This window comes from Pseudomonas sp. CBZ-4, assembly GCF_000346755.1.
Lineage (GTDB): Bacteria > Pseudomonadota > Gammaproteobacteria > Pseudomonadales > Pseudomonadaceae > Aquipseudomonas.
Genome location: NZ_ANNV01000066.1, coordinates 40,715 through 60,442 on the forward strand (window position 1 = coordinate 40,715; position 19,728 = coordinate 60,442).

The 19,728-nt window shown below is 63.7% G+C and carries 10 protein-coding genes; 2 read left to right on the forward strand and 8 right to left on the reverse strand.

From position 1 onward, the window contains the following. Positions 1-3: 3 nt before the first annotated feature. Both B348_RS0107910 and B348_RS0107915 read right to left on the reverse strand, forming a co-directional pair. Complete coding sequence (locus B348_RS0107910) at positions 4-10,929, reverse strand: non-ribosomal peptide synthase/polyketide synthase (RefSeq protein ID WP_017735594.1); 10,926 nt, start codon at positions 10,927-10,929, stop codon at positions 4-6. 266 nt (positions 10,930-11,195) lie between these two features. Continuing rightward, the gene (locus tag B348_RS0107915; protein ID WP_017735595.1) at positions 11,196-12,368 is read right to left on the reverse strand and encodes an MFS transporter; all 1,173 of its coding nucleotides are present in this window, start codon (positions 12,366-12,368) and stop codon (positions 11,196-11,198) included. Between the two features lie 141 nt (positions 12,369-12,509). Here B348_RS0107915 and B348_RS0107920 point away from each other — a divergent pair, with 141 nt between their 5' ends. Continuing rightward, positions 12,510-13,097 (forward strand): TetR/AcrR family transcriptional regulator, encoded by a 588-nt coding sequence (locus B348_RS0107920; RefSeq protein ID WP_026136651.1) that lies wholly within the window; start codon positions 12,510-12,512, stop codon positions 13,095-13,097. Here B348_RS0107920 and B348_RS0107925 read toward each other — a convergent pair. From B348_RS0107925 to B348_RS0107950, 6 genes are all read right to left on the reverse strand, one after another. Then, entirely contained in the window at positions 13,081-14,436 is a 1,356-nt protein-coding gene (locus B348_RS0107925) for an MATE family efflux transporter (protein ID WP_017735597.1), read from the reverse strand. The two genes, B348_RS0107920 and B348_RS0107925, sit on opposite strands and share 17 nt — an antisense overlap. A gap of 19 nt (positions 14,437-14,455) precedes the next feature. Continuing rightward, positions 14,456-15,034, reverse strand: a complete 579-nt coding sequence (locus tag B348_RS0107930) for a DUF2239 family protein (protein WP_026136652.1) — start codon at positions 15,032-15,034, stop codon at positions 14,456-14,458. A gap of 156 nt (positions 15,035-15,190) precedes the next feature. After that, complete coding sequence (locus B348_RS1000000131720; protein WP_177325319.1) at positions 15,191-15,967, reverse strand: hypothetical protein; 777 nt, start codon at positions 15,965-15,967, stop codon at positions 15,191-15,193. A gap of 129 nt (positions 15,968-16,096) precedes the next feature. Continuing rightward, positions 16,097-16,924 carry an ammonia-dependent NAD(+) synthetase gene (gene nadE, locus B348_RS0107940; RefSeq protein ID WP_017735600.1) on the reverse strand — a complete coding sequence of 276 codons (828 nt, stop codon included), beginning with the start codon at positions 16,922-16,924 and terminating at the stop codon, positions 16,097-16,099. 1 nt (position 16,925) lies between these two features. Continuing rightward, positions 16,926-18,143 carry a nicotinate phosphoribosyltransferase gene (pncB, locus tag B348_RS0107945; protein WP_017735601.1) on the reverse strand — a complete coding sequence of 406 codons (1,218 nt, stop codon included), beginning with the start codon at positions 18,141-18,143 and terminating at the stop codon, positions 16,926-16,928. An 11-nt stretch (positions 18,144-18,154) separates the two neighbouring features. Then, entirely contained in the window at positions 18,155-18,802 is a 648-nt protein-coding gene (locus B348_RS0107950; RefSeq protein WP_017735602.1) for a nicotinamidase, read from the reverse strand. Positions 18,803-18,948: 146 nt separating this feature from the next. Here B348_RS0107950 and B348_RS0107955 point away from each other — a divergent pair, with 146 nt between their 5' ends. Continuing rightward, a complete protein-coding gene (locus B348_RS0107955) occupies positions 18,949-19,641 on the forward strand; it encodes an NUDIX hydrolase (protein ID WP_017735603.1) in 693 nt (230 codons plus the stop codon). Positions 19,642-19,728 lie beyond the last annotated feature (87 nt).

The following is a 19,728-nucleotide window of genomic DNA, read 5'->3' on the forward strand; positions in this document are numbered from 1 at the left end:
GGTTCAAATCGCCTCTAGTTCGCTCAAAAAGTCACGAAGATCATCAAAGTCTTCCGCGCTGCCGGCACGGAATGTCGCGGCGGCCTGGACATAGGCGCGCAGCGTTTCGGTCTGGAACACTTCCACCAGCGGCACTTCCAGGCCCAGTTCGGCCTGCACCCGCGAGGTGATCTGGATCGCCAGCAGCGAATGGCCGCCGACTTCGAAGAAGTTGTCGTTCAGGCCCACTTGTTCAAGGCGCAGCACATCGGCCCAGATGGCGGCGATCTGCTGTTCCAGCTCGGTTTCGGGGGCCACGTAGTGTTGCTGCAACTGGCTGGCGTCCGGCTCGGGCAGGCCCTTGCGGTCGAGCTTGCCGTTGGGGGTCAGCGGCATTTGCGCGAGGAACATGAAGTGCGCGGGCACCATGTAGTCCGGCAGGCGGGTTTTCAGGGCGCGGCGCAGGGTGTCGCGGAACTCGGTTTCGTTGGCCAGCGACGCATCGGCCGGGACGACGTAAGCCACTAGCTGCTTGCCGGTCGGGCCGTCCTGGGCCACCACCACGGTTTCGCCGACGCTGTCCTGTTCCCGCAGGCGCGCTTCGATTTCCCCCAGTTCGATGCGGAAGCCACGGATTTTCACTTGGTGATCGACGCGGCCGAGGTAGTCGACGACGCCGTCGGGACGCCCACGGGTCAGGTCGCCGCTGCGGTACACGCGGCTGCCGGGTTTGCCGAACGGGTCCGGTACAAAGCGTTCGGCGGTGAGTGCTGGACGCTCCAGGTAACCCCGCGCAACGCCCTCGCCGCCCAGGTACAACTCGCCGGCGACGCCGATGGGTTGCAGGTTGAGTTGGGCATCCAGTACGTAGCCGCTGCGGTTGCCCAGCAAGGTGCCAATCGGTGCGTAAACGGCGCCGCAAGGGTCGCCTTTGCGGGCTTTCCACAACAGCGGTGTGACCACGGTTTCAGTCGGGCCGTAGCCGTTGAACAGGTAGGTTGGACGTAATGCACGCCAAGCCAGGTCGTAACTGGCCTGCGCCACTGCATCGCCGCCGAAGCAGTAGACCCGCACGGCCGGTGGATTGCCGTCGCGCTCGGCGTGCTCGGCCAGCTGTTGCAGGTACACCGGTGGGAACACGGCCATGGTCACGTTATGCCGATGCATCTGCGCGTAGGTGTGTTCCGGCAGCCACAGGCTGTCGTCACGGATCAGCACGCTGGCGCCGTTGATCAGCGGGTGCATCCAGCCTTCGTGGGAGCCGTCGAAGGCAAAGGACATGAAGTGCAATTCGCAGTCGCTTGGGCTGGTTTCGTAGCGTTCACCGGTGGCGATGATGTGCGCCACCAAAGGCCCGTGGGACACCGCCACGCCTTTAGGCATGCCGGTAGAGCCGGAGGTGTAGATCACGTAGGCGAGGTTGTCGCCATCCAATTCCACCTCTGGCGCGGTCTCGGCGTAGCCCTCGGTGCGATCAATCGCCAACACCTCCAGGCCGTCGGGAATCGGCAATTGCTGCAACGCGCTGCTGTGGGTCAGCAGCAATTTCGCGCGGCTGTCTTCCATCATGTACAGCAGGCGATCACGCGGATATTCGATATCCAGAGGCACATACACGCCACCGGATTTCATCACGCCGAGGAACGCTACCAGGCTTTCGGCACAGCGCGGCATGGCGATGGCCACGCGCACTTCGGGGCCGACGCCACGGGCGATCAGCGCGTGGGCCAAACGGTTGGCCTGACGCTCCAGCTCGCCGTAGCTGAGGGTTTGCGAGTCGAACTTGACCGCCACGGCCTGGGGATTTTCACGGGCGCGATCGGCGAACAGTTCATGCGCCAAACGGACACTCGGGAAGCCAGACTCGCTGCGATCCCACAGTTGCAGAATGTGCTGCTGCTCGTCCGCATCCAGCAGGTTCAGTTGGCCAATGCTCTGTTGCTGATCGGCAACCATCGCCTGCAACAGGTTCTGCCAATGCCGCGCCATGCGTGCGATGGTCGTGGCGTCAAACAGGTCGGTGGCGTAGCTCAGCGAGGCGCGCAGTTGCGCCGCCGACTCTTCGATATCCAGTGTCAGGTCGAACTGGGCGACCGCTTCGTCCCAGGCGACCGGACTGATAGCCAACTCGCCCAGGCGCTGCAAATGCCCGCCCGCCAGGCTGATATGGTGGTTGAACGCTACCTGGAACAGCGGGCTCAGGCTGAGGCTGCGTTCCGGTTGCAGTGCCTCCACCAGTTGCTCGAACGGCAGGTCCTGATGGGCCTGGGCTTCAAGGGCGCGCTGTTTGACCTGGGCCAGCAGTTCACGCACGGTGGTGTGCCCGTCGATATCCGCCTTGAGCACCTGGGTGTTGACGAAGAAGCCGATCAGGCGCTCGGTCTCGACCCGGTTGCGGTTGGCGATAGGCACGCCGACGCGGATGTCCTGCTGGCCGCTGTAGCGGTGCAGAAGCACCTGGTAGGACGCCAGCAACAGCATGAACAGCGTCACGCCTTCGCGCTGGGCCAGGGCTTTGAGGCCGTCCAATAGCTGCGCAGGCAGCGGCACATCGAGGCGCGCGCCACGATGGGTCGGCACCGCCGGGCGTTGGTGATCGAACGGCAGTTCCAGCACCGGCTGTTCGCCGCCGAGCAGTTCGCGCCAGTAATCGAGCTGACGGGCCTTCTCCCCCGCTTCCATCCACTGGCGTTGCCACGCCGCGTAGTCGGCGTATTGCACCGCCAGCGCCGGCAGTTGCAGGCTTTGCCCCTGGTTGTAGGCGGCGTAGAGCTGCACCAGTTCATCCACCATCACTTGCATCGACCAGCCATCGGAGATGATGTGGTGCTGCACCAGCACCAGCACATGTTCGTCCGCCGCCAGGCGCAGCAGGCTGACGCGCATCAGCGGGCCCTGGCGCAGGTCGAACGGCGCAGTGATGCGCGCCTCGACCAGGGCTTTCAAGCGTGCCTCATCGGCGTCCACCAGCGTGAGTTCGATCGCCACGTGCGGGCGGATCACTTGCACCGTGCGGTCGGCGTCCTGCTGCAAATGGGTGCGCAGGCTGTCGTGGCGCGCGGCCAGGGTGTCGAAGGCGCGCTGCAAGGCGGCGTGATCCAGCGGGCCCTTGAGGCGCAAGGCGCTGGGCACGTGATAGGCGGCGCTGCGGGGGTCCAGTTGCCAGAGGAACCACTGGCGTTCCTGGGCGTAGGACAGGGCCAGCGGCTGGTCGCGTTCGATGGGTTGGATCTGACTGATCTGCACCTGTGTTTCACCCAGTGCGCGGACGAAGTCGCCGAGCACGGGTTGATCGAACAGGGCCTTCAAGCCCACCTCGAGGCCGAGATCGTGGCGGATGCGCGACACGGTCTGGGTCGCCAGCAGGGAATGCCCGCCCAACGCAAAGAACTGATCGTTGAGGCCGACCTGCGCCACGCCGAGCACCTCGGCCCAGATCGCGGCGATCTGTTGTTCCCGCTCGGTGTGCGGCGCAAGGTATTCACGCGCCTGCACGTCGACTTTCGGCAGGGCCTTGCGGTCGAGCTTGCCGTTGGGGCTCACGGGCATGCGCTCAAGCGCCAGCCATTGCGCCGGGACCATATAGTCCGGCAGGTGCGCGGCCAGATGGGTGCCCAGCACTTCACGCCAGTCATCAGCGGCGTCATGCAGCACCACATACGCCACCAGGTAGTGGCCATCGACCGCCAACACGGCGCTCTCGCGCACCGTGTCGTGTTCCAGCAGGCGCGCTTCGATTTCCCCCAGTTCGATGCGTTGGCCACGCAGTTTGACTTGATGGTCGATGCGCCCGGCGTATTCGATCACGCCGTCGTCGCGGTAACGCGCCAGGTCACCCGTGCGGTACAGGCGCTCACCGGCAACAAACGGATGGGCGATAAAACGCTCGGCCGTCAGCGCCGGGCGACGGTGATACCCGCGCGCCAGGCCGATGCCGCCGAGGTACAACTCGCCCAGCACGCCAACGGGCGCGGGTTCGAAGTGGCTGTCGAGGATGTAGCAACCGACGTTGGCAATCGGCCGGCCAATCGGCACGGCGTCGCGGCCTTCATCGACGCAGGTCCAATAGGTCACGTCGATGGCGGCTTCGGTCGGGCCGTAGAGGTTGTAGAGCCCGGCCTCGGGCAGTTTGGCGAAGACTTGCTGCTGGGCGTCCACCGGCAGGGCTTCACCGCTGCACACGATGCGGTGCAGGGTGTGGCAGGTGGCAACGGTCGGTTCTTGCAGGAACGCCTGCAACATCGACGGCACAAAGTGCAGCGTGGTGATTTGCTCGGCGTTGATCAGGCTGACCAGCTTGGCCGGATCACGGTGATCGCCCGGCGCTGCCACCACCAGGCGGGCGCCGGTCAGCAGCGGCCAGAAGAACTCCCACACGGAGACGTCGAAGCTGAACGGGGTCTTTTGCAACACGCTGTCGCTGACGTCCAGCGCGTAGGCCTCCTGCATCCAGTGCAGGCGGTTGGCCAGGGCGGCATGGCGGTTGCCGGCGCCTTTGGGCTGGCCGGTGGAACCTGAGGTGTAGATCACGTAGGCGAGGTTTTCGCCGTGCAGTTCAATGTGCGGATTGACGTCGCTGTAGCCTTCGAAGGCTGATTCACCCAGCACTAGGGTGTCGAGGGTCGACGGAATCGGCAGCTGTACCTGTAAATGCGCCTGGGTCAGCAGCAGTTTGACGCCGCTGTCCTCCAGCATGTAGGCCAGGCGTTCGCGCGGGTATTCCGGGTCCAGCGGCACATAGGCACCACCGGCCTTGAGCACGGCGAGCAGGCCCACGACCATTTCGATGGAACGCTCCACTGCCAAACCGACCAGCACGTCCGGGCCCACGCCGGCTTCGATCAAGCGGTGCGCCAAGCGGTTGGCGCGGCGGTTCAGCTGGGCGTAGGTCAAGCGTTGTTGCGCGAAGGCCAGCGCCGGCGCATCCGGCGTGCGGGCAGCTTGTTCTTCGATCAGGTGGTGCACGCAATGCTGCAACGGATAGTCGCGGGCGGTGGCGTTCCAGGCGTAGACCACCTGTTGGTGTACGGCGTCGGTCAGCGCCGGTACATCCCCCAGGCGCCGAGGTGCTGGCTGGCTCAAGCCGTGCAGCAGGTGCTGGAAGGACTCGGTCAGTTGGCGGATTTCATCTTCGCCAAACAGCTGCGTATCGAAGCTGAACTCAAACTCCAACGTCGTACCCGCGCCGAGCAACACGGTGAGCGGATAGTGCGTCTGCTCCAGGTTTTGCACATTGCTGAACGCAAGCCCGGCAGGCGCACCATGGGCCAACGCCTCGGAGACCGGATAGTTTTCCACCACCAGCAGCGTGTCGAACAACGCCACACCGCCCGCCCCCGCCCAGCGCTGGATATCGAACAGCGGCGTGTGCTCGTGTTCGCGCAGGCTGAGGTTGAGGGCCTGCACCTGTTGCAACCACTCGCCGACCCACAGTTGCGGGCTCGGCGTGGCAATGACCGGCAAGGTGTTGATGAACAGGCCGACTTGCTGTTCAACCCCCGGCAAACCGGCCGGGCGCCCGGAAACGGTCGCGCCGAAGGCCACGGTATCCTGGCCGGTGTGGCGTTGCAGCAACAGCAGCCAGGCCGCTTGCACCAGGGTATTGAGGGTGACTTTGTGCGACTGCGCGAAGGCCTTGAGTTGCGCGCTGTGCGCCGGGCTCAGGTGCAGGTGTTGGCTGCCCTTGGCCGCTGCGGGCGCCGTCGAAACGCCGCGCGCCAGTTGCGTCGGCGTGTGCAGCGTTGCCAACTGGTTTTTCCAGAACGCTTCGCTGAGGGACGCGTCCTGCGCCTGCAACCAGCCGATGTAATCGCGGTAGTGCCCGTGGATCGCCGGCAACGGCTGGCCGGCATAGTGCTGCAAGACTTCGCCGAACAGCTGCGCACGGCTCCAGCCATCCAGCAGGATGTGGTGGTTGGTGTAGATCAGATGGAAGCAGTCGTGGCCGGTGCGTACCAGTTTCAGGCTGAGCAGCGGCGCCTGTTCCAGCACAAAACCCTGGGCGCGGGTGGATTCGCTCAGTGCGTCCAGCGCTGCTTGCTGATCGGGGCGCGCCTGCCAGTCGTATTCGGCGAACGGCAACGCGACATCCCGATGGACCGCTTGCAACGCTTGCGCTTGCGCGTCCTGCCAGATGAACCCGGTACGCAACATGTCGTGCCGCGCCAGCACCTGTTCCCAGGCCCGCTGGAAGCGCGGCACGTCGAGGCCGTGGATGTCGGCGCGCAGCTGGCTGACGTAGATGTCGTCCTGGCCTTGCTGGTACAGGCTGTGGAACAGCATGCCCTGCTGCATCGGCGACAGCGGGTACAGGTCCTGCACGCCACGGGGAGTGAGCGCCAACTCATCCAGTTGCGCCTGGGTCAGGCATGCCAGAGGCACGTCGGCCGGGGTCAGGCCGCCGTGTTGCGGGTCGAGGCAGTGGGCGATCAGCGCCCGCAGTTCCTGCTGGTAATCGTCTGCCAGGCGTTGAATGGTCGACGCCTGGAACATCTCGCGGCTGAAGCCCCAGCTCAGGCTCAGTTCACCGCCGTACACCTGCCCTTCCAGCGTCAGCCAGTTGGCCAGCGGCGCCTCGGCGTCCTGGGCCTGGCCGCTGCCTTGTGTGGCGGGAACGAACAGCGCGGACGCGTCGAACTGCCGGTCGAACTGCCCCAGGTAGTTGAAGGTGATGCGCGGTACTGCCAGGCCGGCCAGGGCTTCGCGGGACTCAGGCGTGCCCAGGTAGCGCAGCAGGCCGTAGCCCAGGCCCTTGTCGGGCACGGCGCGCAGTTGCTCCTTGACTGATTTGATCGCGCTCGACAATTCGCCGTCGGCCTGCAATCGCACGGGGAACAGGCTGGTGAACCAGCCGATGGTGCGGCTCAGGTCGACGCCGTCGAACAGGTCTTCGCGACCATGGCCTTCCAGCTGGATCAGCGCCGCGTGCTGGCCGCTCCAACGGCTGAGCACCCGCGCCAGCGCGGTCAGCAGCAGGTCGTTGACCTGGGTGCGATAGGCCGCCGGGGCGTCTTGCAGCAGTTGGCGCGTTTGCTCGGCGTCGAGACGGATGTCGATTTTGCTGCCCAGACGGTTTTGCAGGCCGCCCTGGGGGTTGTCACACGGCAGGTCGGCGTCGACCGACTGCGCCTGCCAGTACGGCAGTTGCGCGTCGAGGCTGTGGGCGTGGGCCTGCAACTGCTGCGCCCAGGTTTGATAGGCGCTGGTTTTGGCCGGCAAGGCGGCTCTGTTGTAAGCCTGTTGCAGGTCTTCCAGCAGGATGCGCCACGACACGCCATCGACCACCAGGTGATGGACCACCAGCAGCAGGCGCTGGGTGCCATCGGCCAGCGTGATCAAGGCGGCACGCAGCAGCGGGCCGTGTTCCAGGTCGAGGCTACGCTGGGCTTCATCGCACAGGGCGGCCAGTTCGGCATCGCTGCTGGCGTGGGATTGCCACAACGCCGCGTCGGTGACGGCTGCGCCATGGCTTTGCTGCCAGCCATCGGCCTGCTGAACGAAGCGCAGGCGCAGGGCATCGTGATGGTTGATCACCTGGGTCAACGCCGCTGCAAGACGCGCAGGCTCCAGGGCCTCACGCGGGGTCAACAGCAGTGACTGGTTCCAATACTGACGCGCCGGGATCGCCTGGGCGAAGAAGGCGTGCTGCACCGGGGTCAGGATCACCTCGCCGCTGACCGGACCTTGATCGATCAGCGCGGCCTGCTCGAAGCTCGCCACCAGCGCCAGGCTGCGCACGCTCTGGTACTGGAACAGGTCGCGCGGGCTGAGACGAATCCCCGCCTGCCGGGCACGGCTGACCACCTGGATGGAGATGATCGAGTCGCCGCCCAGCTCGAAGAAGTTGTCGTCCAGGCCGACTTGCGCGATGCCCAGCACATCGCTCCAGATCGCCGCCAAAGCGCTTTGCAAAGGGTTTTCCGGGGCACTGTAGGCCTGTTGCGGCGCGGCGTCCGGCAAGGGCAGCGCCTTGCGGTCGAGCTTGCCGTTGGCGGTCACCGGCAGCTTGGCCAGGGCGATGAAGTGGGTCGGCACCATGTATTCCGGCAGGCTGCCGAGCAGCCAGGCCTTGAGGTCGGCGGGCTCGTCCTGTTCGTGGACGAGGTACGCGACCAGTTGCTTGCCGCCGTGCACCAGCACCACGGCTTCACGCACCGCGGGGTGTTGCATCAGGCGCGTCTCGATTTCACCGAGTTCGATGCGCAGGCCGCGCAGCTTGACCTGATGGTCGAGGCGGCCGAGGTATTCGATGACGCCGTCGGCGCGTTGGCAAACACGGTCGCCGGTGCGATACAGGCGCTCGCCAGCCACGAACGGGCTCGGCACAAAGCGCTCGGCGGTAAGCGCCGGACGCCGGTGATAACTGCGGGCCAGGCCCGTGCCGCCCAGGTACAGCTCGCCGGACACGCCGGCCGGTACCGGGTTGAGTTGGGCGTCGAGTACGTAGGTGGCGAGGTTCGCGATGGGCCGCCCGATGGGCACGCTGTCGGCGCCTTCGTCGATGCAGGTCCAGTGGGTCACGTCGATGGCGGCTTCGGTGGGGCCATAAAGGTTGAACAAACCGGCCTGGGGCAACTTGGCGAAGACCTGGGTTTGCGCATCCAGCGGCAAGGCTTCGCCGCTGCACACAATGCGCTTGAGGCTGGCGCAGGCGTGCACGCCCGGCTCATGGATAAACGCCTGCAACATCGACGGTACAAAGTGCAAGGTGGTGATGCCGTGGCGGCCAATGGTCTCGATCAGCCGCGCCGGCTCGCGGTGTTCGCCAGGGGCGGCGACCACCAGGCGCGCGCCGGTCATCAGCGGCCAGAAGAACTCCCACACCGACACATCAAAGCTGAACGGGGTTTTCTGCAGGACCGCGTCACTGTCGTCCAGTGCGTAGGCCTGCTGCATCCAGCACAGGCGGTTGACCAGCGCGTGATGGCTGTTGCCGGCGCCCTTGGGTTTGCCGGTGGAGCCGGAGGTGTAGATCACGTAGGCGAGGTTCAGCGCCTGGATCGGCACGGCAGGCGATTGTGCGCTGTAGCCGTCAAGCCACGGCGCGGGCTGGTCCAGGGCGATCACCCGGATGCCTGCGGTCGGCAGTTGCGCCAGCAGGCTGTGCTGGCTGAGCAGCAGCGTGATGCCGCTGTCTTCGATCATGTACGCCAGGCGTTCCTCGGGGTACTCGGGGTCCAGCGGCACATACGCGCCGCCCGCCTTGAGAATGGCGAGCAGGCCCACCACCATGTCGATGGAGCGCTCGATGCAGATACCCACCAGCACGTCCGGGCCAACGCCGCTCTCGCGCAGCAGGTTGGCCAGCCGGTTAGCGCGGGCGTCGAGCTGGGCGTAGGTCAGCGTGGAGCTGGCGAACGTCAGCGCCGGAGCATCCGGGGTGCGCTGCACCTGGTCTTCGATCAGGTGATGAATGCCGCGCTCGGTCGGATAGGCCTCGGCGGTGTGGTTCCAGGCGACGACCTGCGCGTGGCGGTCCTCGGCGCTGAGCATCGGCAACTCGCCAATGCGTTGCTCGCCATCCGCGACCATGGCCTGCAACAGGCTGATCCAGTGCGCGGCCATGCGTGCGATGGAGGGCGCGTCGAACAGGTCGTTGGCGTAGGTCAGCGCCGCATGCAGGGTGCCGGACTTTTCGTAGGTGTCGAGGGTCAGGTCAAACTGGGTGGTGCGGCCTTGCCACTCCACAGCGGCCAGCTCCAGGCCGGAGGCGGTGCGGATGCTGGCGATGTCCGCCACCAGCGGCTGGTGGTTGTACATGACCTGGAACAGCGGCGTGTGGCTGAGGCTGCGCTCGACTTTCAGCGCTTCCACCAGGCGCTCGAACGGCAACTCCTGATGATCCTGGGCACCCAGCGCGTGCTCCTTGATGCCTTGCAGCAACTCGCCGACGCGGGTTTGCCCGGTGAGTTCGGTGCGCAGCACCTGGGTGTTGACGAAAAAGCCGATCAGGCCCTCGACTTCACTGCGGTTGCGGTTGGCAATGGGCACGCCGATACGGATATCGCCCTGCCCGGTGTAACGATGCAACAGCACGTTGAAGGCGCCGAGCAGCAACATGAACAGGGTGACGTTGTGCTGCTGGGCACAGCTGCGCAGTTGCGCGGCCAGCGCCGGCTCGATCGCGAAATTATGCCGCGTGCCCTGGTAACTGGGCATGGCCGGGCGCGAGCGGTCGGTGGGCAATTCCAGCACCGGGTGTTCGTCGCCCAGGCGCGCCTGCCAGTAGTCGAGCTGGCGCGCCTGCTCGCCCGCTTCCAGCCAGCGGCGCTGCCACAGGGCGTAGTCACTGTACTGGATCGGCAACGGCGGCAGTTGTGGTGCTTCGTTGCGCTCATGGGCGTCGTAGAGGCGGATGAATTCGTCGATCAGCACGTTCATCGACCAGCCATCGGAGACGATGTGGTGCAGGGTCAGCAAAAGCACGTGCTCCTGGGTGTCGAGCTTGAGCAGTTGCACGCGCAGCAGCGGGCCGTGTTCCAGGTCGAACGGGTGCAGCGATTGTGCGGTCGCGGCGGCATTGACGGCGGGCTCGCGCTCGGCTGCGGTCAGGGCGCTGAAATCCAGGTGCTCGATGACCAGCGAGGTCGGCGTGGCGACTTGCAGCAGGCGCTCATCGGCCTGGCGCTGGAACACGGTGCGCAAGGTTTCGTGCCGCGCCACCAGGCTGGCGAACGCCTGTTCCATGGCCTCCAGGTTCAGCGCGCCCTTGAGCCGCACCGCGCCCGGCAAGTTATAGGCGCCGCTGGCCGGGTCCAATTGCCACAGGAACCACATGCGCTGCTGCGCGTAGGACAGCGCCTGGCGATCCTCCGTCTCCACCCCTGCCGGAATCGGAAACCGGGAAAAATCCACGCCTTCTTTCTGCAAGGCTTGCAGGAACAGTTGGCGTTTTTCCAGGGGCAACCCGATAAACCGGCGAGCAAGTTTCAAGGAGTCTTCAGCATTCATTTCTTGGAGTCCGGGGCAATAGGCGGGAAGCACAAAGGCACGTCGTCCCTATAAAACGAACCGGAAGGGGAAAAATTAGCGGGGGGATGGAGGCTGCGTGGAACCGCCCTACAAGAAACCGGAGAGCCATTGCGACTCAGTAGAAATCAGCGTCGAAGACGACTGCCTGTCTGGCAAGCTTTTGTACATCGACGCCCTGCACAGTTATGAAGGACAAACCCGAAAAGAACTTGAGATTGCCTTTCGCGCAGCAGTGGATGGGTTCATCACCCCAACCGCCGGTACCCCAGCACCGCTGACCCCAACACCACCGCCCCCGCCACCAACGCCACCCAGAACCCGCTGGTGGCGCCAAAGTGGTCGATCATCCAGCCGGAGCTGGCGGCGCCGATGGCCACGCCGATGCTCAGGCCAGTAATCAGCCAGGTCATGCCTTCGGTCAGGCGGCTGGGCGGGACGATGCGCTCCACCAGGGCCATGGACACGATCAGGGTCGGCGCGAAGAACAGCCCGGAAATGAAGATCGCCACCGCCAGGCCCGGGATGTTGGTCACCAGCAACAACGGCAAGGTGGTCAACGCCGTGGCCACGCCGCAGCACAGAAACTGCTTGGGCAACGGCGCCTTGAGCTTGAGCGTGCCAAACGCCAGCCCCGCCAGGCACGAGCCGATGGCGTACACCGACAGCACGATGCTCGCCGCCGCCGGCTGGCCCTGGTGCTGGGCGAAGGCCACGCTGACCACGTCGACCACGCCGACGATCACGCCCATGGCCAGCAACAGGATCATCAGGATCAGCACCGACGGCGAGGCGATCAACCAGCCGCTGTGATGGTCGTGGTGCGCATGCACGGGCGGTTCGGTTTCACGTTGCAGCACAAAGGTGGTGACGCCCACCGCCAGCAACAGCGCGGCGACCAGCGGCCCGGCCTCCGGGAACAGCACCACGCTCAGGCCCACCGAAATCGGCGGGCCGATGATGAAGCACACTTCATCCAGCACCGATTCCAGGGCAAACGCGGTTTGCAGCTGGGGTTGCCCGCGGTACAACTCGGTCCAGCGCGCCCGCACCATGGCGGACATGTTCGGCATGCAGCCGGCCAGCGCGGCGAACAGGAACAACGTCCAGCTCGGCGCCTGCAAACGGGTACACAGCAGCACCATCAACAAACCGCCGCCACCGATCAACGCGGCGATGGGCAGCACCCTGCCCTGGCCGTAACGGTCCACCAGGCGGGAAACCTGCGGCGCGCAAAACGCCGTGGCCAACGCAAACACCGCCGCCACCGAGCCTGCCAGGCCGTAGCCGCCATGCACCTGGGCAAGCATGGTGATCAGGCCGATGCCGGTCATCGACACCGGCATGCGCGCAAGCATCCCGGCCAGTACAAAAGCCCGGGCGCCTTGGACCTGGAACAACGCGGCGTAAGGGTTTGCCATCTTGCTGGACCTCTTCCTCTGCGCCTTGGGACTTGCTATCTAAAGTCATCAAGGCAAAATACATACGGTGCGTATGTGACGAATCATGCTTAACATACGCAGCGTATGTCAATCACTCACTTGCCCATAACGAGCCACCCCATGAGCCGAGCCCGTGCCGAAATGATCGAAGACACCCGCGCCCGGCTGATCGCCAGCGCGCGCCAGGCGTTCGCCACACAAGGGTACGCCAACACCTCGATGGACGACTTTACCGCCCGCGCCGGGCTGACCCGGGGTGCTTTGTACCATCACTTCGGTGACAAGAAAGGCCTGCTGGCCGCGGTGGTTGCGCAACTCGACAGCGAGATGGATGCGCGATTGCAACGCATCACCGAACAGGCCCTTGACCCCTGGGCCGGTTTTTGTGAGCGCTGCCAGACGTATCTGCGCATGGCCCAGGATAGCGAGATCCAGCGCATCGTATTGCAGGACGCCCCGGCCGTGCTGGGAGACAGCGGCGCCCAGCAACATTGCGTGGCCTCCCTGAGCCAACTGCTGGAAGCCTTGATGCAGGCCGGGGTGATCCACCCGGTGCCGAGCCAGGCGCTGGCTCAGTTGATCAATGGCAGCCTGGTCAGCACCGCGCTGTGGATCGCCCGGGACGAAGACCCGGACGCGCGCCTGAAGGAAGGTTTGCTCGGTTTGGAGCTACTGCTGCGTGGCCTGACAGTCACACCAACCGCGTGATCTGCTTGTGCCGCCACACCAGCCGGTAATACGCGACCTGCAACCCGAGCATCGCCAGGTAAGTCACCGGAAACGCCATCCACACGCCTTCCAGGCCGAAGTGCGCGTTGAACAAGTACGCCATCGGTAGCTCCACGCACAGCACGCAGAAGATCGAGATCGCCACCGGCATCAACACTACGCCGCTGGCGCGCATGATGCCGCCCACCACCGCCTGGAAGCCGAACACCAGGATGCTCCACAGCATGATATGCAGCAGGTGCTCGGCGTTGACCCGCGCCGCGTCGTCGGTGATGAACAAGCCGAGCAGCCAGTGTGACAACACATAACCCAGCACAATCAAGCCGCCGGTGAGGCAGGTGTTGATCAGCAGCCCGGTGCGCAGGATCGGCCCGATGCGCTCCAGGCGCCCCGCACCAATGGCCTGGGCGCCGAGGATCGACGCGGTGATGGCAATCGACAACGCGGGGAACTGCACGTAGTTGACGATCTGCGTCACCGCACCGTAGGCCGCCGTGGCTTGGGAGCCGTGACCGTTGACCAGGGCGAGAATGACCAGTTCCGATAGCGACAGCACCACCATCTGTAAGCCGGTAGGCAGGCCGATGCGCAGGACTTTGCCGAGGATCACGCGGTCTAGGCGCAAGGCGGCGAGCAGTTCGCGGTCGGGCGCCATGACGTGCTTCTTGTGGCGCAGGCGCAGGACCAGAAACAGCATGGCCAAGGCGTTGCCCACCAGCCCGGCGAACACCGCGCTCTGGATGCCCATGGGCGGCAAACCGATCCAGCCGCGAATCAGCGCCGGGGTCAGCAACAGGCCCACCAAGGTGGAAACCACCAGTGCCAGCAACGGCGACACCGTATCGCTGACACCGCGCAACAACTGGGTATAGAGGATAAAAACCAGCAGCAGCGGCATGATCAACATCATCATCTGCGCATAGCCCACCGCATCGTCCAACACGTCAATCGGCGTGCCCAACGCTTGCAACGCCGGGCGCGCAAACAGGCTGCCGAGCACCGCAGCAATCACGCCCACCAACGCGCCCAGGGTCAGGGTGGCACCGGTAATCACCTTGACCAACCCGGTCTCCTGCGCGCCCCAGGCCTGGCCGATCAGCACCGAAGCGCCGGCCCCCAGGCCAATCACCAGGGCGATAAAGAAAAACACAATGGGGAACATCCCCGACACGGCCGCCAGCGCCTGGGTGCCGAGCATTTGCCCGACATAGATGCCGTTGAGGGTGCCGGAAAAACTTTGCAGGAAGTTGGACAGCACCATCGGTGCCAGAAAGATCAGGTAGATCTGCCACAACGGCCGTTGCTGGGTGACTTCCATGGGGGTTCGAATCCGTGAATTATGGTTGGGCGGTAAAGGCATTGCGCGACAGCCAGGCCAGGTACGTCTGCACGTCCAGCGGCCAGTGCGCGATCGTGTGGGCAAAGGCGGCGGCGTCCTGGGCAAACAGTGCGCGCGAGGCGTCTTCAAAACCGGGCAGGTTGCCAGCGATGGCAACCATGAAACGATAGCTGGCCTCCTTGGCCTGGCGTATCTGATCACGGGAGGCGTGCAGGTTGCGAGCGTCATCCACCAACCGGCGCAAAGCCGCCGAGGCGCCACCGCGTTGCTGGCCCAGCCATTCCCAGTGGCGTGGCAACAAGGTGACTTCGCGCGCGACCACGCCCAGCTTTGGCCGCCCCACGGAGGGCGCAACGGGCGGCTCATCAGCAACCTCGGCCGGCACTGGCTGGCCAGGCGCATAGCCAGCCGGCCAAGGGTAATCGACCTGGGTGCCGGTGGCGTCATCGAACACCAGGAAACTGCCGGTGGCCAGGTCAAGGCCTGACAGCGTGTGGGCCACATCGGCGTAGGAACCCGCCGCCACACGTTGATGGCTGACGAAGGCAGTGCACAGGGGAGTGTTTGGCGTAGACATGGTTTATCACCCGGGTCATATTTGTTTTACCCGGGTGATATTAGTCGAATTCTTGTCGCCTGCAAGAAATTTGTTGTGAACACTCGCGGTATTCACGCCGTATAGGGTTGTAGGTGCTGCCGACCCGTTGGGTCGGCCCTTTCTCAGATCAAAGCATCAAGGAAACCTAGCCCTTCGGGAGGTTTTACCATTCATATAGGTGAGGTTTTCTTTGTCGAATCGCTCATCTTTACTGCCTGAAAACCCCCACAATCCCACCCCCACATCCAAATCATTGAGCAGCGAGGTACGCTTTAGAAGTTCGGCAGCAACGGACTTTGCCTTCGGGGAAAAGGTTCGATCACTCGGTACCAAGCCTGCTGCCTGTCGCAACTCATTAAAATTGACATATCGATCTGCACTGCCGCCGGCAGCGTACTCATTAAAGTAAAGATACGTATGTTGAATCAACGAGTTGTCACTCATCAAATCAGCCCGATCTGCCTCCAATGCCAAGTCACTCACTTCAATCAGATCCGAGCGTTTGACCTCGTTAGTGTTCATCAAGCGGTGGGTCAGGCCAGTACCCAACGTTTTAAGGAGTTCAGGCCGGGCGACCAATTCTCGGGCAATATTTTTCTGCTCGTCGCTATACGAACCGTTTAATGCGGATCTGTTGTCGGCGGCATCTTCGATGAGACGCTTGGATAAGCTGCCGCCACCCAGGAATGCTCGATTATTGTCGAGTAACAGCCGAGCAAGTTCTTTATTGCTTACATGTTGCAAGGGGCGGGCGTCGGCGGAGGCAGCTACTTCTGACAGGGGTAGCATGGTTTGCGCGGCGGCATGTGGAACAATTGTGTTGCCAAAGGAATAAGTCATCGTGATAGCCCGATAAAGAAAGACAGTTTCCATTCTGAAATGCGCGTGACGTTTAAGCGTCATAAACAGCACGGAATGGACCTATTTTATGTGGCGTATGGTTCGACCAAGTTCCACAGCGTCATACGTCGTATAAATATAGGGTTAGCAAAAAAAGCGCAGCGCTGGAAGTACTTGCCCCCTTTCAGATACTGGCGACTCTCAGACTAAACATGTATCAGGCGATATCGGTAGCGCGCGTTTGTGCGCCGTCTTGCCGTACGCCGCCTCTACAATTCCCCTCACCCGCTCGCTGACCGGTTGCCCCATCAGGTATGCGTCGATCTCGGCATAGGTGCAGCCATAGGCGTGTTCATCCAACTTGCCCGGCAGCAGCTCTTCCAGGTCGGCGGTCGGGTGTTTGTGCACCAGATTGTCCGGCGCGCCCAGGGCCGTGGCCAGCAGGCGCACTTGGGTCTTGGTCAGGCCGGACAGCGGCGCGAGGTCGCAGGCGCCGTCGCCGAACTTGGTGAAAAATCCCATCAGCGCTTCAGCGCCGTGGTCGGTGCCGACGACCAGGCCGTTGTGCAGGTTGGCCACGGCGTATTGCGCGATCATCCGGGTGCGCGCCTTGACGTTGCCCTTGATGAAATCGACGTGGGCGGCACTGGCTTCGCTGGCGGTCAGGCTGGCCATCAGGCCGTCGACGCTGGCGGCGATGTTCAGGGTGTCGACCTGGTCCGGGGTGATAAAGCCCAGGGCAGCCTGGGCGTCGCCTTCATCGGCCTGGGTGTTGTAGGGCAAGCGCATGGCGATAAACCGCGCGGCGTAGCCTACCTCGCGCAATTGCTCGCACGCCAGCTGGCACAGGCGCCCCGCCGTGAGGGAGTCAACACCGCCACTGATACCCAGCACCAGGGCCTTGCAGCCCGACTGGTGCAACGTGGTCTTGATGAAGTCGATGCGCCGTTGAATCGCCTGGGACTCGCCGCCCCTGGCCAGCGTGCGGTCGATATTCAGTTCCCGAGCGATACGTTCCTGGGTTTGCATGTCACACCTCCACGCTGGCGACGTTGAACACCTTGGCCGCGTACTGCAAAAACGAGGGGTCTTCGCAGACGTTCTTGATCGGGTCGTCGGAGAACTTCACCACCGGTTCGCCGTGCACCCGCACCAGTTTCATCACGATGCTCAATGGCTCCACTCCGTCGACGTCACACGCCAGGCTGGTGCCCATGCCAAAGCCGAACCGCGCCTTGCCGCGCACGTGGCGCAGGATCGGCAGGCATTTTTCGAAGTTCAGGCCGTCGGAGAACATCAGGTCCTTGGTCATCGGATCGATGCCCAGTTGCTTGTAGCGGGCCAGCACCTTGTCGGCCCAGGCGATGGGATCGCCGGAGTCCTGGCGCAGGCCGTCGTAGAGCTTGGCGAAGTACAGGTCGAAGTCCTTGAGGAAAAACTCGGTGCTGATGCAGTCGGTCAGCGCGATACCGAGGCGGCCGCGGTATTCGCGCACCCAGTTTTCCAGGGCGGCGTTCTGGCTCTCGCGCAGGCGCCCCAGTTGCTGGTGCACCATCAGCCATTGGTGCGCCATGGTGCCGATCAGCGGCAGGTCGAACTCATAAGCCAGGTGCGCGTTGCTGGTGCCGACGAACTGGCCGGGGAAGTCGCGGCGCATGATGTCGATCACTTCGCGCTGGGCCTTGAACGACAGGCGCCGGCGCGTGGAAAAGTCGGACACGCGCAGGTCGGCCAACTCGTCGCGGCTGAGGTTTTTCTCCAGCCAGTCGAACTTCTGATAGAGCTTGCGGGTGACGTCTTCCAGGGTCACATCGGGGTATTGGTCACGGTTGCGCAACTCGCTGACCAGGGCCAGCACCGGTTGTTCGAACATGATGCAGTGCAGCATCGGGCCGATGACCCGGATGTTCAGTTGGCCATCGATTTCACTGACGTGGATATAGCGCAGGTTGAACCGGAACAGGCCGAGAAAGCGCTCGTAATCCGGGGTGAGGTATTCGCGAAAGCGCGGGTTGAACAAAAAGCGCAACTCGCCTTCACGCATGTGCAGGCCGGCGAGCTTTTCCAGCTCGTCGCGCAGTGCCGGGATCAAGTGACCGAGCTTTTCCCGTGAACGCACGATGAAGTTGTATTCCACATCGACGTTGGGGTGCTGGTGCAGCACGGCCTGCATCATGGTGAAGGTGTAGTAGTCGGTGTCGAGCAGGCCCTGAATCACCGGGGCGTTGTAGTCGTAGGCACTTTCCATGGTGGGTCTCCTTAACGCGTGGCCATCGCGGCCAGTTCTTCGCGGGTGCTGCTGATGGCGGCACCGGCCTTGCGCAGTTCATTGAGCGCTTGAATACCGCCCTCCTCGCTGATCCCCCGGCACGCCGGCACGTGCAGCACCACCTCCAGGCCCGCCTTGAGCAGTTGCAACGCGGTAGTCTTGACGCAGTAGTCCAGGGCCAGGCCGCCGACGATCACACGCACCACGCCGTGAGCTTTCAGGTACTCGATGACGCCGGTGGAGAGTTTGTCGTGCAGGTCGTGGTAGCAGGCGCCGTAGGGGTGCAGGTCGGGTTCGACGCCCTTCCAGATGAAGTAGTCGTAGTCGTACGGGGTGGGCAACTCGTCCAGCAGCGTGAAGCCCTCGGTCCCCGGAACGCAGTGGCTGACCCAGGTCACGTCGGCGTGGGCCAGGCCGGTGGGTTGCAGCATCTCGCTGTGCTGCGCGACGACCCAGGGTGCGTGCGGGGTGTGGGCGTCCTTGCTGCCAACGCGGTGGCCGGCGAGGCTGGCCATGTAGTTGAGCTCGGCGCCGATGCGGTCACCGCCGACCACCGGCAATTCGTTGGGGCACAGGGGCGTGAAGCTCTTCTGGGCATCGACGTCGAATGAAGCAATGGCGGTTTTTGCGAGGGTCATGGCGGTTCTCCTGTGGCCTGGAAACAAAAGTACACGTCATGTACTTTCATGGCAAGAAACATTTGTTTATCTAGTCTTTATTGAGTTCATGACATATCTGTTCGATCCGTTAGACTGTGACCCGCCACTGCTTATAAGGATGTTCCATGCCGCTCAGCGCCTACCTGCATACCGTCGACCTTTGCGTCCTGTTCTACTGCCGCGCGTCCGGCGAATTGAAACTGCTGCTGAACCAGCGCGACGCCGAGCCCTTCGCCGGGCATTGGGCGCTGCCGGGGGTGGTGGTGAATGGCGGCGTGCAGGATCTGAGCCTCAAGGATGCCGTGGAGCGGTTGCGCGCCAGTGACAAGGTGGGGTTTGAGCTGGCCTGGAGCGAACAGGTGGGTACGGTGGGGGATGCGTTTCGTGATCCGCGTTGTTGGTCGTCGTCCACTTATTACCTGGCGATTGTGGCGGATGAGGTGGCGCTGGCCGAGCATCAGGCCTGGTTTGCGCTGGAGGCGGTGGCGGATGGCAGTATCAAGCTGCCGTTCGATCACAACCTGATTGTGGCGGCGGTGCAGGAGCGGTTGTTGTCCAAGTCGCTCTATAGCAGCTTGCCGTTGATGTTTTTGGGGGGGGAGTTCAGTGCGCCGCAGGCGACCTCGATTTTTTCCCTGGTGCTGGGGCGGCCGGTGTTGAAGACCAGTGTTCGGCAGCGGTTGTTGAAGTTGGCTGAGGCGGGGTATTTGCGGGAGACGGGGCGCAAGAAGCCCGGGGACGGTGGGCGGCCGCAGGCGACGGTCGCGGTTTTGAAGCCTGGGGAGGTTTATTTTTTTGATCGGAGTTTTGCTGATTAGTGGTTTGGTCGGGGGGGCATATCCGTTATTTAGGTAACGGCAGCTTATGGTTCCGCCCTTACGGCGGCTCACTTTGGAAAAGCCCCA

Bases quoted from the DNA above. Each gene is read 5' to 3' on its own strand.
- B348_RS0107910 (WP_017735594.1), bottom strand. From the start codon at position 10,929: ATGAATGCTGAAGACTCCTTGAAACTTGCTCGCCGGTTTATCGGGTTG.
- B348_RS0107915 (WP_017735595.1), bottom strand. From the start codon at position 12,368: ATGGCAAACCCTTACGCCGCGTTGTTCCAGGTCCAAGGCGCCCGGGCT.
- B348_RS0107920 (WP_026136651.1), top strand. From the start codon at position 12,510: ATGAGCCGAGCCCGTGCCGAAATGATCGAAGACACCCGCGCCCGGCTG.
- B348_RS0107925 (WP_017735597.1), bottom strand. From the start codon at position 14,436: ATGGAAGTCACCCAGCAACGGCCGTTGTGGCAGATCTACCTGATCTTT.
- B348_RS0107930 (WP_026136652.1), bottom strand. From the start codon at position 15,034: ATGTCTACGCCAAACACTCCCCTGTGCACTGCCTTCGTCAGCCATCAA.
- nadE (WP_017735600.1), bottom strand. From the start codon at position 16,924: ATGCAAACCCAGGAACGTATCGCTCGGGAACTGAATATCGACCGCACG.
- pncB (WP_017735601.1), bottom strand. From the start codon at position 18,143: ATGGAAAGTGCCTACGACTACAACGCCCCGGTGATTCAGGGCCTGCTC.
- B348_RS0107950 (WP_017735602.1), bottom strand. From the start codon at position 18,802: ATGACCCTCGCAAAAACCGCCATTGCTTCATTCGACGTCGATGCCCAG.
- B348_RS0107955 (WP_017735603.1), top strand. From the start codon at position 18,949: ATGCCGCTCAGCGCCTACCTGCATACCGTCGACCTTTGCGTCCTGTTC.